This window comes from uncultured Granulicatella sp. (assembly GCF_963516875.1).
Lineage (GTDB): Bacteria > Bacillota > Bacilli > Lactobacillales > Aerococcaceae > Granulicatella.
The window spans coordinates 149546-164876 of record NZ_CAUQCL010000001.1 but is presented as its reverse complement, the minus strand read 5'-3'; the positions used below and the strand labels follow the sequence as shown (position 1 = coordinate 164876).

The 15331-nt window shown below is 35.9% G+C and carries 1 protein-coding gene and 1 CRISPR repeat array; the gene reads left to right on the top strand.

Features of this window, described 5'->3' with window-relative positions; genetic code table 11:
- Positions 1 to 117: 117 nt before the first annotated feature.
- A CRISPR array of direct repeats spans positions 118 to 867; the repeat unit is 19 nt; unit sequence GTTTTAGAGCTGTGTTGTT.
- Between the two features lie 499 nt (positions 868 to 1366).
- The gene (locus tag RWM24_RS00710; RefSeq protein WP_314110628.1) at positions 1367 to 15202 is read left to right on the top strand and encodes a YSIRK-type signal peptide-containing protein; all 13836 of its coding nucleotides are present in this window, start codon (positions 1367 to 1369) and stop codon (positions 15200 to 15202) included.
- Positions 15203 to 15331: the final 129 nt, after the last annotated feature.

Below are 15331 nucleotides of genomic sequence, written 5' to 3'. Positions count from 1 at the left end.
TATAATCTACCTGTTCATGTAAAATATCAAATATAAAAAATGGAATTATTCAGAACTGAAGTCTTGCTAGGATGAATAGTGCGATTACGAAACCACGCGGAAATTTTGAAGTGCGAGGTTTTAGAGCTGTGTTGTTCTGAATGGTTCCAAAATGACCAAGTTACATTTGTAGCACAAGCTACAGTTTTAGAGCTGTGTTGTTCTGAATGGTTCCAAAATATAGTGTTTCGGGAGCTAATCTATTCGTATCGTTTTAGAGCTGTGTTGTTCTGAATGGTTCCAAAATTTCAAATGTCACGACTCCGTCTCGCCCTGGGTTTTAGAGCTGTGTTGTTCTGAATGGTTCCAAAATATAGTGTTTCGGGAGCTAATCTATTCGTATCGTTTTAGAGCTGTGTTGTTCTGAATGGTTCCAAAATAGTATGGATTGACTCTTTTTTGTGGTAAACAGTTTTAGAGCTGTGTTGTTCTGAATGGTTCCAAAATTGCAGATATAATAGTTACTGTACCTACATGGTTTTAGAGCTGTGTTGTTCTGAATGGTTCCAAAATCCACATTTCGTGGAGAGGAAAATACAAAGGGTTTTAGAGCTGTGTTGTTCTGAATGGTTCCAAAATTGAAGAACATAATGCAGAGACTACAACTAGGTTTTAGAACTGTGTTGTTCTGAATGGTTCCAAAATTACGGCACTTTCTGAATACCCATTTCTTGCAGTTTTAGAGCTGTGTTGTTCTGAATGGTTCCAAAATTTCGCTTTTAAATTTTAATTCTCTTATAGCTGTTTTAGAGCTGTGTTGTTCTGAATGGTTCCAAAATCCATGAAAGTACAGAAACAAACATCCCTCAGTTTTAGAGCTGTGTTGTTTCTATAGTTTTAAATTCAATAGTATTTTTTCTTGTATTTTGTAAAATAGTCGAGTAAGGTATGGATATAGTTCTCAATTTTTTGAGAATTTGCTGGTTATATTTTAAAATTTTAGAATGAAATATTTCTGAGAATAAGTTTGAAAATAGAATATAGGAAATGTTTTAGAGTTGTGTTGTTCAGAATGGTTCTAAAATAATGAAATATAATTTAAAAGGAAGCGGAGATACCAATTCCATAAATAGCACCTAGAACCTATCTAGGTGTTTTTTTGTGTCCAATAATTTGAATAATTAAAATTCGATATAATTCATAAAAATAATAGTTCTTAACTAGAAAAATAATAAATTCTCCAAATATAATGGTTTGTAAGAAGAAATGATGTAGAAAAGAAGAAATTCGAACATATTGTGAATTCTCAAACTATTATATTTTTAGATAATTATATAGTATAATAAAGCATATTTACAATATAAAAATAACAGTAAAGGAGAATACGATGAGAAGAAGATCAGAAAATATGTGGAATAAAGTCCAAAGATTTTCAATCCGAAAATTTTCATTCGGTGTAACATCAGCATTAGTTGGAACATTCTTTCTAGCAAATGCTTCAATGGTTCAAGCTTCATCAGTAGAGAAAGAAGTTGGAACTCAAAATAACCAGTTAGAAATAAATAAGGCAACCGAAGCCCCTTCGAAAGAAAATAAGGTTGAAGTAACAAAAGAAAAAACTGTTGAAAAAAACACTTTATCTGAAGCAATTAATCAGTTAACAGATATTTTAACAACTGTAAATAAGGATAAAGTTTCAAAGAGTAGTTTATTACAATTTGAAACAGCCTTATCAGAAGCGAAATCGGTTTTACAAAATGAATCAGCAACTCAAGAAGAAGTTGATAGTATTGCAAGAAGCTTAAAAAGTGCTATCTCGATTGTAAAATCAATGCCAAAATTATCAGCTTCAAGTGACAAAAAAGAGAAGAAAAATATTGTTCCTCAAAAAGAAACAGTAGAAACACCTTCATCCAAAGTACAAGAAGAAGTTTCTTCTCCAAAAACACAAGAAGAAAAGAATGCATCTTTGAAACAAATTCAAAAAGATCTTCAAAAATATCTAACAGTAGTTGAAGAAAAAGAAAATAAAGAAACTAAAATAGAAGAAGCGAAATCTATTTTAGCCAATATCACAACACAATTAGAAAATCCTACACTAAATTCAGAAGAGTTGACAGTATTGTTAAAACAAGCTAGTCAAGTAAGAAATTCTATTGTAAATGAAGTGTTAAGAGAAAATACAGGTACTCGTGATTTACGTAATGGAAATAAAATTGAAGAAGGTTCTCATAATAGAGCAGCTTCAATTTCTCCAACATGGGATTCAAGTGACAACTTATTAATTTATCAACGTCACCGTGCGAGTGATGGAAGCAGAGTCGTTAGAAATGGATTAACAGAATATACCGAAAAAAAAGTAGATATGTTCGCTAAAACGACAACAATCGGTGGAGAACGTTATGTAGTTTATGATGTTTTCTTCAATAATGATGGTGTCTCAATGGCTCACCTAAGTAGATATCAAATTTATCGATTAATTTTACCACCTCAAATTTTAGATTTGAATAGTGATGGTACATATAAAAATAACACTTTAAGAGATTTGAAATTTGAATCTTATACGAGAAATGGTAACTCTGGAACTCTTTCTCAAAATCCAGAAAACTTTACTAGAACGTCTTCTCATAATGTTAATTTCTTAAACAATTCAGTTGATTATGGTTCAGGTTGGAGAAAATTAACGTATTTCAATGCTTTAGATATTAGACATGGAAATAGTTATAACCAAGATATGAGTGAGACATTTAAAGGAAATAGTAATGACCCGCTTTTAATCCATGCAGTTACAAGAACGGAAAGCAAATTTAACAAATACTCTTATGGTTTTGGGGTTAAAACAGAGGATAGAGACTCTGCAATTCACATGCAAGTGAAAGCTAAGCTGAAAGCTGGAGTAACAGACGATCAGGTAAGAGATGCGTTTGCATTAGCAGTTGTCGGTACATTTGGAAAAACTACAAACCAAGCATATACATTCATTTCAGGACGAGATGCAAATGAACCAAAATATACAGATTATCCAGACCAACCAGTACAACCAACATTAAGAGAAAAACAAGCGAAACTATATCCTATCCAAGGTAGCACTCATACAAAAGTTGTCGGAGATGCAATTCCAAACACAGGTAATCCTGTAGTAGATAAATATATTACACGTAAGGGTAGTGGAGAATTTCCTGGTGGAATGAGTTGGAGCTGGAAAAATAATTCTGCACCAAGTACAGCAGAAGCTGGGAAGTTTACTTATACTGCAATTGCAAGATATCAAGATAATTCAACTTCAGAAGACGCAAATTCAGGTTCAGATGGGAAAGTCCACTTTACGGTTAATCCTAAAAAACCTGTGATCACAGCAAGTGATGTGCAACATAAAAAAGGATTAACTAATCAAACAATCACGGTAAATGTTGGTACAGGAGTTAAGAACGGTTCTGTTGTAAAATTATACGATGGAGATCGTGTAATTGGACAAGGAACATCAAATGGGACAACTGCAAGAATTACGGTGTCAGGAGCTTTACCAGGAAATCCTCTTAAAGCTGAAACAACGGTTGACAATGGTGGAGTTGTAGTTTCTGAGAAAAGTGACTCAGTTACACCAACAGAAGCACCAGATACACAACCACCAACATTAGCTATTACACCAGCTAATCAGACAGTAGTTGAAGGACAAAATGTAACCTTTACAGTAACAGCAAGAGATAATAAACATGTTAATCTTAATGCTAATGATTTTCTAACAAAATATGGTACTAGGGTCTTTTCAGGGAAAGCATCTATAATTTCACCAACAGACACTGAAACTGAAAAAGTAAGAACTATTACGATTACAACAACAGCAGAAGATGTTGGTAAGACTAATACAATTACTTTCAATGCTACGGATAATGCTAATCATACAGCGATACCAGTGAGCTTTACTTTTACTGTAACTAGACGTGACGATATGCCACCAACGGTTAAAATGACAAATCCGACAGACGGAAACAAATCAACTATATTAACAAACAATGAGTCAACATCTCCAGTTACTCGTATTTATAGAGGGGCAACTTTAAATGTTCCATTATCAATGTTTGATAATGATCCTAAAGGAAAAGTAAACTTAAAATATGAAAGTGGATTACCTAAAGGTGTTAATTTTAACAATGGAACAACTCTTACAAAAACAGGAGCAGTAGAAAATAATCCTGGAACAACAACTGTTACTGGAAAAGTTGCTGCTGATGCACCATTAGGAAAACATACGGCTACTTTTAAAGTGTCAGATGACCAAAGTGGTAATGTTGATAGAGGTAATACGTCTACGGTGAAATTTAGAACCGAAGTCGTTGATTTAGAGTTTGAAGATGGTAAAGGTGAAGTTAGACAAGATGGTACTTTAGTTATCAAAGGAAATAAAGGTACTTCACTAAATGATGCTAATGAGTATTTAAGAACTACTGATGGAACAACCCATAATGACAGTTTCTTCCCTGGAGGAATGAAATTTAGATTTATTCAACCAGATAACACTGTTAAGAATAATCTTACTTTTAATACGCCAGGTAAACATGTTGTAAAAGCAGCAGCTTACTTCCCTGAGAATTATGCAGGAACGAATGGAATTCAAACAGTTCCTCGTACTGGAGTTACAGGTGATAATGTTTCTGAAATTATAAATAGAGCATATTTAACGAAAACTATTGAATTCCAAGTAAAACCAACTGCGCCAACAGTAACGCCAGAAACAAATGGGGATGTTACAGTAACGCCAGTGACTGAAGAAAATGTCAATACATTTAATTTCACTTATAATGATCCGAATAACACACCAAAAACTGTTACAGCTACTAAGACTGGAAATGGATGGACATTAAGTAATGCTCCAGCTGATGGTGTGACGATTGATCAAACTACAGGTAAAGTAACAATCAAAGATAGAGCAATAAAAGACTCTATTCCAGTTACAGCAATATCTAAAACAACTGATAACGTAGAAAGTGATCCATCAAGAGCTAATTCAAACGTTGGAGATAAAATACCACCAGTATTTACGTTTACTCCTAATGGAAAAGAAAAAATAGTGGATGCTACTGGAAAACAAGTTGTTTATGTAACTCCAACGGAAGATACAAATCTTAATATTGGGGCTGTAACGGATAATTCAAATAAATTAGTGGAAGCTATATTTAAAGGAACAGATGGTAACGCTAGTGGCTTAGGTTTACCAGGGTTAACACATAATGGAGTACTTCGTGCTAATAATGTCGAAGTAGCCGCACCAAGAGATATCATAGTAACAGGGAAAGTAAGTGAGTATAAAACTGGAACAACACGATGGGTTGATGATGAGTTATATACTCGTAATGTGAATGCGACAGATGCTTCAAACAATTCAATATCTAATACGCGCGAACATCCTACAGCTGTTACCTTTAAAGTTTTAACTCAAGCAACGAAATATGTTCCGCATGTTGGAAATCAAGTAATTAATAAGGATATTACTGCTCCAGGTGCAACGGTTACTCAAGCAGAGTTTGATACTATTAAATCAAATATTACCTTCACTTCAGATCGTGGTGATGTGAAAATCAGTAACGGTGCTAACAATAGAACTGCTAATTTAAATATCACGATGAAAGACAATGGTGCAATTAAAAAGAATCCTACAGATGGTTCATATTATGTAGATGTTAAAATTGAATATCCAGACCACTCAACAGAAGATGTTAGAATTCCGGTTACTAAGTCTGATACAACAGCACCAAGAGTAACAATAAATGGTAAAGAATTATCAGAAACTGCTACAGATTATTCATTTGTAGTATTTAAAGGGTCTACATTTAACCCAACATTAAGAGTAAGTGACGATAAAAACAATGTGAAAAGCGTAACTGTTTCAGGTTTACCAAGTGGGAATAATTTCTCAGCAACAGGAGACTGGTCTAAAAATGGAGCAGATGTTCAAGTAGCAGGTAATACTGTTACAGCAACAAATACTGCTCAATTAGGAGAGCATGAAGCAAGTATTGTTGTAAAAGATGCACTAAATAATGAGAAAACTTATAAATTCAAATATAAAGTTGTAGATGTTGAAATTAAAGAAACACCAAAAACAGTTCCATTAAATACACAATTAGGAGATTCTCATAATTATGTAAAAGTAGTAGACGGCACAAATAATGATGGGGATGATAAATACTATCCAGACGGTATGTCGTTCAAATGGAAGAAGGGTACTGCAGAGGTTGCTAATGAAACTAGATTGAGCAGACCAGGAATTGTTTCTGATTATAAACCAGAAGTGAAGTTTAAATCTGGAGCTGGTTTCTATACAAAAACAATCGATGGTAAGGAAGTTAAAGTATACACACCTGCTACAATTGAAAGAGATCAAGTATTCCGTGTTAAACCAACAGCTCCAACAATTACGCCTAAAGATGACGGAGATGTGACAGTAACGCCGGTAAGTGAAGAAAATGTTAATAGATTAGACTTTACTTATGTTCATCCCAATAATTCTACTTTTAGAATAACAGCTACAAAAAATGGTAATATATGGTCGCTATCGCCAAATACTCCTCAAGATGGTGTAACTATTAATCCAGATACGGGTGTTGTAACGATTAAAGACCGTGCTATTAAGGATGCAACTGAAATAACAGCTAAATCTGTGACAACAGATAGCGTAGATAGTGATACAACAACAGGGAATTCTAAGGCCGGGGATAAAGAACCACCGAAATTTGAATTTACTCCGAATGGTGTAGAAACAAAAGTAGAACCTAATGGAGAACAAGTAGTTTATGTAACGCCTACAGAAGATACAAATCTAACAATTGGTAGAGTAACGGATAATTCTGGTAAACTATTAGAATCTAGAATGATGGAAAAAAATGGGGACATAAGTAATGGTTTAGGATTCCCAGGATTATCTTATAATGAATTGATTCGTAGAGAGAATACTGAAGTAGAAGCACCAAGAGATGTCAATATTACAGGGAAAGTAAGTGAGTATAAAACAGGAACAACACCATGGAATGATACTGACGATTATACACGTTATGTAATTGCAAAAGATGCTTCTACAAATGAGTTAAGAAATATATCAGATGGAACAAATCCTACTAGAGTTAAATTCAAAGTTCTAACTCAAGCAACAAAATATGTTCCACAAGTTTCAGCTCAACCAGTGAATGTGGATGTTAATGCTACAAGTGCAAAAATTAGTCAGTCTGATTTTGATGCACTGAAATCAAATATTACCTTTGATTCAACTCGTGGACCTGTAAAAATAGATAACACAACTACTGGATTGAAGATTTCTATGAAGGAAGAAGGAGCTATTAAGCAAAATGCAGATGGTTCTCACTATGTTGGTGCAACTATCGAATATCCAGACCATTCAATAGATGAAATTCAAATTCCTGTCGTAAAAGCGGATGCGAATGAACCAACTGCAACAATGGATGACATGTTGTTAACAAAAGATGAGAATACTACTGCTAACTTTGTAGTATTTAAAGGAGCAAAATTCACTCCTACCTTCACTGTAAGAGATGATAGAAATAAAATTACTAATCTGAAAGTAACAGGACTTCCAAATGGAACTGAAATTGAAAAAACTGGTTCTTGGACAAGTGGAACAAATGTTATGATTGAAGACGCAGCGAATACCTCAACAGATACTGCCACTTTAGGAGACCATGTAGGTAGTGTAGAAGTTACAGATTCAACAGGTAATAAGGGTACTTATAAATATAAATATAAAGTAGTAGATGTTGAAGTTAGAAATAGTCCAAAAACTGTTGAGTTAGGAACTAAACTAGTTGATGCAGCAAATGCAAATAACGGACAAGACTCTCATAATTTTGTAAAAGTAGTCGATGGTCAAAATAATGATGGTGATGATAAATATTACCCAGCAGGAATGAACTTCAAATGGAGTACGAATAATGCTGAAATAACAACTACTACTGAGTTTAACAAACCAGGTGTAGTAACGGATTATAAAGCATTAGTGAAATTCTCATCTGGTGCAGGATTCTATACAAAGAGTATCGATGGAAAAACTGCTAAAGTTTATACACCTGCTAGCATCGAAAAAGAGGTTACATTCCATGTAGCACCTCCAAAACCAACGTTTAATCAGGATGCAGTATCATCAACAACACGTACAATTAGTGGTACATTAGGTGGATTCACATTAGATAATAATAATGATAGAGTGGTAGAAGTACACTTAAATGATAAAGACAATACAGTTTTATCAAGTAAAAATGGACAAGTAACTATTAATGGAGATACTTGGACAGCGACATTACCAGATAATGTGAAACTTCGTCAAAGTGAAAATAAAAACGGAGAAACAACGCAACCATCAGCTATTACAGTAGTGAACAAAGTTGGAGATACAAATGTTTCTAAAACGAGTGATCCTAAAGTAGTTACAATGGGAGATTACTCACCTTCTGCTACGATTGCAGGTAGCAAGCATATTGATGTAACAGTGCCACATGATGCAAAACGAATCGAGATACGATTCCATAACAGCACTGACTCAGATAATACACCAAACAGTATTGTCCTTGTCCGTGATGAAAATGGTGGAGATTGGAAGGTTGATCCTTCTACAGCACCAGATGGAGTTACAAATGCAAATGGTTTTGTAAATGTTATTACAAATAGTATTAATGAAGGAAATAAAGCTCAAAACAAAGTAAGTATTGCTCTAAAAGAATCAGATAATAATAAAAAACTTCTTATTAAAGAAGAAACTGCTTCTGGAGACAATACAGATAACTATACTAGTGGATTAGGATTACGTGTAGATTACAAACCTGAAACTGGACAAAATCCAACACCAGCAGGAAAATGGCAAGTTATTACAGTAACTAATGATGCTCCAGTAGTAACGTTGAAAGATGCAGCAGTAGGAACTCAAGAAAATCCAAAAGTTTATACTGCAGGAACAGTATTAACAGCAGATAAACTAAAAGAATTAGTAACGGTATCTGATACTGAAGATGATCGTACTACGGATAAACCTTTCGGAACTGGTACTGTTAATGTTACTGGTCTTCCAGAAAATCCAACTGCAGGAGTATACACTGTAACGCTTCAACCAGTTGATAGCCAAGGAAAAGCAGGAAACCAAGTTACTGTACATGTAGTTGTAAAAGAAGAGAAACCAGCAGCTCCAACTATTTCACAATGGCAAAATGGAAATGTTAAAGTAACACCACCAACAGATGGAGATAAAGTAACGATTCCATTAGCGAACGGAAATGTAACATTAGTGAAAAATGGAAATGATTGGCAGCTTGAAACACCAAAAGAAGGTGTTGTATTCCGTAATGGTTCATTAGAAATTCCTAAAAAATTAGTAGGAACTAGTGTGACTGCCAAAGCAACAAAAGGTACAGGTGGTTCAGCTGTAGAATCTGATGATGCGACATATACAACAACACCTCACAAAGTAACAACTGTTGATGTTATTAAAGAAGTAGATTCTCCATTAACAAATTCTGATTTATCAGGAAAAACAGGGGTTACTGGAGTAGTAGATGGAACTGAAACGAAAGATTTCACAGCAGCGAAGATTACAAGTGTAGTGGAAAAAACATCACCATTACCAACTGTAACTCCAGATACTAAACATACAATTCCAGTGACAATTACTTATGAAGATGGTTCAACAGAAACAACTGACGTAATTGTTAAAGTGAAACCACAAGCTCCAACAGTGACACCAAAAGAAAACGGAACAGTAGAAATTACACCGATATTAACGGGAGAAGGAAATACAACTATCACATATACAGGTGAAGACAACACGCCACAAACAGTGACAGTAACAAAAACTGGAGATGGAACTTGGACAAGTTCTGATCCAACAATTGCTGTTGATGCAAATGGTAAAGTGACTATTCCTGCAGATAAAGTAAAAGATGGTTCACCAGTTACTGCGAAAGTGACAAGTAAGACAACAGACTTAACAAGTCAATCATCTACAGAAACAGCTGGAAAACCATTAACAGTAGAAGTAGGAACACCGGTAGATGCGATTGAAAATAAAGCATATACAAGTGATAAAGTGGTAACACCTAATAAAGATAATAGTACAATTACTCCAACTCCTAAGAATGGATTAACCGTGACTCCTGATGGTAAAGTTACTGGAACACCAGATATTAAAGACTGGGGAGAAATCGAAGAAAATCGTACTGTAACAATTAAAGTAACAGTAACACATGATGGTGACACACCGGTTGAAAAAGATGTTGTAGTCAATGTATTAAGAGATACAGATGGAGATGGAACGCCAGATAAAGATGATTTAGACGATGATAATGATGGTATTCCAGATGATCAAGATGAAAATCCAAAAGTAGCGGATGAACTTACAGGAAATGTGACACCACCAGCTCCTGTAAGAGAAAAAGCTGAAGTTCCACCGGTTACAGTTGTAACAACAAATAAACCAGGTGCTAAAATTACAACAGAAAATCCACCAGTTAATGGCTTGTCAGTTAACGGAAATGGTGAGTTAACAGGAACTCCAACAGTAGATAATTGGGACAAAGATGAAGAAGAACGTCAAATTAATATTCCTGTTAAAATTACAAAAGAAAAAGATGGAAAAACTGGAAAAGAAACTGAGGAAATTAAAGTAAATGTTCCAGTAACTATCCTACGAGATACAGATGGAGATGGAACTCCAGATAAAGAAGATTTAGACGATGATAACGATGGAATTCCAGATGAGGAAGAGAAGAAAAATGGAACAGATCCAAAAGTTGCTACGACTCAAACTCCAACTATAGGAATTACTCGTAAAGAAAATGGTGATGCAATCGTAACACCAACGAAACCAGGTGGAGGAACATATCCACCAGGAACTAAGGTAGTTATTCCAGGTGATAATAATACAACAATAGAGGTAGAGATTGGAAATGACGGTTCAGGAACAGTACCAAATGATAAACTTCCAAAAACTGATAAACCAGGAACAGGAACAGTAACAGAACCGAATAAAGCACCATCTAAACCTGTGAATGTAACAACACCAGCACGTAAACCATCAACAATAGAGTTAGAACAAGATCCAAAAACTGGAGATGTTACTGTAACACCTAAGAAACCAGATGGAACAACATATCCACCAGGAACAACTGTGGAAATTCCAGGTAAGAATGGAACACCTATTGTCGTAACAATAGAAGATGGCGGTAAAGGAAAAGTTTCAAACGATGATTTACCGGAAGATAAAACACCAGGTACAGGTACAATTACAGAAAAAGGTAAAGACCCTGAAGCCGTTAAAGTGGAAACACCAAAACGAATTGATCCAACGTTACCAGAAACAGATGCTCCAACAGAGATTGCAATTACTCGTAAGGAAAATGGAGATGCTATTGTAACACCTAAGAAACCAGGTGGAGGAACATATCCGCCAGGAACTAAGGTAGAAATCCCAGGAGAAGATGGAAAAACTATTGAAGTAACAATTGGAAATGATGGTTCAGGAACAGTTCCAAATGATAGCTTACCAAAAGATACTAAACCGGGAACTGGAACAGTAACAGAACCGAATAAGAAACCATCACAACCTGTAAATGTAACAACACCAGCCCGTAAGACACCAACAGTTGAGTTGGAACAAAATCCAAACACTGGTGATGTAACAGTAACACCTAAGAAACCAGGTGGAGAAACATATCCACCAGGAACAATTGTGGAAATTCCAGGTAAAGATGGAAACCCAATTAGAGTAGAAATTGGACAAAATGGTAAAGGCACAGTTCCAAATAGTGAATTACCAGATGGAAATACACCAGGTAATGCTAAGATAACAGAACCGAATAAACCTGTTGAAAATGTAACTGTTGTAACGCCAGCCCGTAAGACACCAACAGTAGAGTTACAACAAGATCCAGATACAGGGGAAGTAACAGTAACACCTAAGAAACCAGATGGGTCAACATATCCAAGTGGAACTAAGGTAGAAATTCCAGGTAAGAATGGAACACCAATCGTTGTAACAATTGGTGAAGACGGTAAAGGAAAAGTACCAAATAAAGATTTACCAGACGGTAAAATCTCAGGACCAGGAACAATCACTGAACCTGGTACAGGAAAAACACCAGAAAAAGTTACTGTAGAAACACCAGCTCGTTTAACACCAGCGTTAGTATTAGATCAAGATCCAAATACTGGTGATGTAACAGTAACACCTAAGAAACCGGATGGAACAACATATCCACCAGGAACAAAAGTAGAAATTCCAGGTAAGAATGGAGTACCAATTGTAGTAACAACTGGACCAGATGGAAAAGTAATTATTCCGAATAAAGACTTACCAGACGGAGAAATTCCAGGAACAGGTAAAATCACACCACCAGGCAAACCTTCTGTTGAATTAGAAGTGAAAACACCTAAGAAATTAGATCCAAATGCACCTCAAACAGAACAACCAGGTGAAATTGAAATTACAAGAAAACCAAATGGAGATGCTGTAGTAACGCCTAAGAAACCAGATGGAACAACATATCCACCGGGAACTAAGGTAGTTATCCCAGGTGATCATAATACTCCAATCGAAGTGACTATCGGAGATAATGGATCAGGTGAAGTGCCAAATGATAAACTTCCAAAAGGCGATTTACCAGGAAAAGGAATTGTAACAGAGCCGAATAAGAGACCATCTAATCCAGTTGATGTAACAACGCCAGCACGTAAGACACCAACAGTTGAGTTAGAACAAGATCCAAGTACAGGGGATGTAACAGTAACACCTAAGAAACCAGATGGTTCAATTTACTCACCAGGAACGAAAGTAGAAATTCCAGGTAAGAATGGAATACCAATTGTCGTAATAATTGGAGAAGATGGTAAAGGAAAAGTGCCAAATAAAGATTTACCAGAAGGAGATGTTCCAGGAACAGGTAAAATTATAGAGCCAGGAAAACCTGATGAAAATGTTAATGTAACAACACCTTCACGTAAGACACCAACAGTAGATTTACAACAAGATCCAGATTCAGGGGACGTAACGGTAACGCCTAAGAAACCAAATGGGTCAACATACCCACCAGGAACGAAGGTAGAAATTCCAGGTAAGAACGGTACACCAATTGTCGTAATAATTGGACAAGATGGTAAAGGAAAAGTACCGAATAAAGATTTACCAGATCGTGAAGTACCAGGGAATGCTAAGATTACAGAACTAGGGAAAGATCCTGTAGAAGTACCAGTGGTGACAACACCAGCGCGTAAGACACCAACAGTAGTATTGGAACAAGATCCAGATTCAGGTGATGTAACAGTAACACCTAAGAAACCGGATGGAACAACATACCCACCAGGCACTAAGGTAGAAATTCCAGGTAAGAATGGAACACCAATCGTCGTAACAATTGGAGAAGACGGCAAAGGTAAAGTACCAAATAATGAATTACCAGATGCTGATATTCCAGGAACAGGTAAGATTACAGAACCAGGTAAACCAACAGTAGAAGTAAACGTGAAAACACCGAAGAAATTAGATCCAAATGCACCTCAAACAGAACAACCAGGTGAAATTGAAATTACAAGAAAACCAAATGGAGATGCTGTAGTAACACCTAAGAAACCAGATGGAACAACATACCCACCAGGAACTAAGGTAGTTATCCCAGGTGATAATAATACTCCAATCGAAGTTATTATCGGAGATAATGGATCAGGTGAAGTGCCAAATGACAAACTTCCAAAAGGAGATTTACCAGGAAAAGGAATTGTAACAGAACCGAATAAGAGACCATCTAAACCAGTTGATGTAACAACGCCAGCACGTAAGACACCAACTGTTGAGTTGGAACAAGATCCAAATACAGGTGATGTAACAGTAACACCTAAGAGACCAGATGGGTCAACATACCCACCAGGAACGAAGGTAGAAATTCCAGGTAAGAATGGAAAAACAATCACTGTAATAATTGGACAAGACGGTAAAGGTAAAGTACCAAATAATGATTTACCAGACGGTGAAGTACCAGGAATTGGTAAGATTACAGAACCAGGAAAAGATCCTGTAGAAGTAAACGTGAAAACACCTAAGAAATTAGATCCAAACGCACCTCAAACAGAACAACCAGGTGAAATTGAAATTACAAGAAAACCAAATGGAGATGCTGTAGTAACACCTAAGAAACCAGATGGAACAACATACCCACCAGGAACTAAGGTAGTTATCCCAGGTGATAATAATACTCCAATCGAAGTTATTATCGGAGATAATGGATCAGGTGAAGTGCCAAATGACAAACTTCCAAAAGGAGATTTACCAGGAAAAGGAATTGTAACAGAACCGAATAAGAGACCATCTAAACCAGTTGATGTAACAACGCCAGCACGTAAGACACCAACTGTTGAGTTGGAACAAGATCCAAATACAGGTGATGTAACAGTAACACCTAAGAGACCAGATGGGTCAACATACCCACCAGGAACGAAGGTAGAAATTCCAGGTAAGAATGGAAAAACAATCACTGTAATAATTGGAGAAGACGGCAAAGGTAAAGTACCAAATAGTGAATTACCAGATGGAAAAGTTCCAGGAGTAGCTAAGATTACAGAACCAGGAAAACCAACTGAAGAAGTTCCAGTGGTAACAACACCAGCACGTAAGACACCAACGCCAGAAGTGAATCGTAATCCAAATGTACCTCAAACAGAGCAACCTATTAAGATTGAAATCACAAGAAAACCAAATGGAGATGCTGTAGTAACACCTAAGAAACCAGATGGAACAACATACCCACCAGGAACTAAGGTAGTTATCCCAGGTGATAATAATACTCCAATTGAAGTGATTATCGGAGAAAATGGTTCAGGTGAAGTACCAAATGATAAACTTCCAAAAGGAGATTTACCAGGAAAAGGTACAGTAACAGAGCCGAATAAGAGACCATCTAATCCAGTTGATGTAACAACGCCAGCGCGTAAGACACCAACAAGTGAATTAGAACAAAATCCGAAGATAAGCGATAAATCAGAAACATCGAAAGATAATCAAACACCAGCAACAACAGGTGAACCAGTACAACAAACTCAAGATACAAACCAAAATATCTTGCCAAATACTGGTACTGCAGATGGACTAGGAATCTTCTCTGCAGCAGCAGCTTCAATTCTTTCAGGTTTAGGATTAGTAGTTTTTGGAAAGAAAGAAGATGAAGAAGAGGAAAATAATTAAGTAGATTAATTAAAGTTAGTCTATTCATGAATTTCTAACTTCATCATTAAGGATAGAAAATAGTATCTCCGCTATTTTCTATCCTTATTCTTTTATAGAGACAGAAAGTATTTTATTGCATATGGGACA

Bases quoted from the DNA above. Each gene is read 5' to 3' on its own strand.
- RWM24_RS00710 (WP_314110628.1), top strand. From the start codon at position 1,367: ATGAGAAGAAGATCAGAAAATATGTGGAATAAAGTCCAAAGATTTTCA.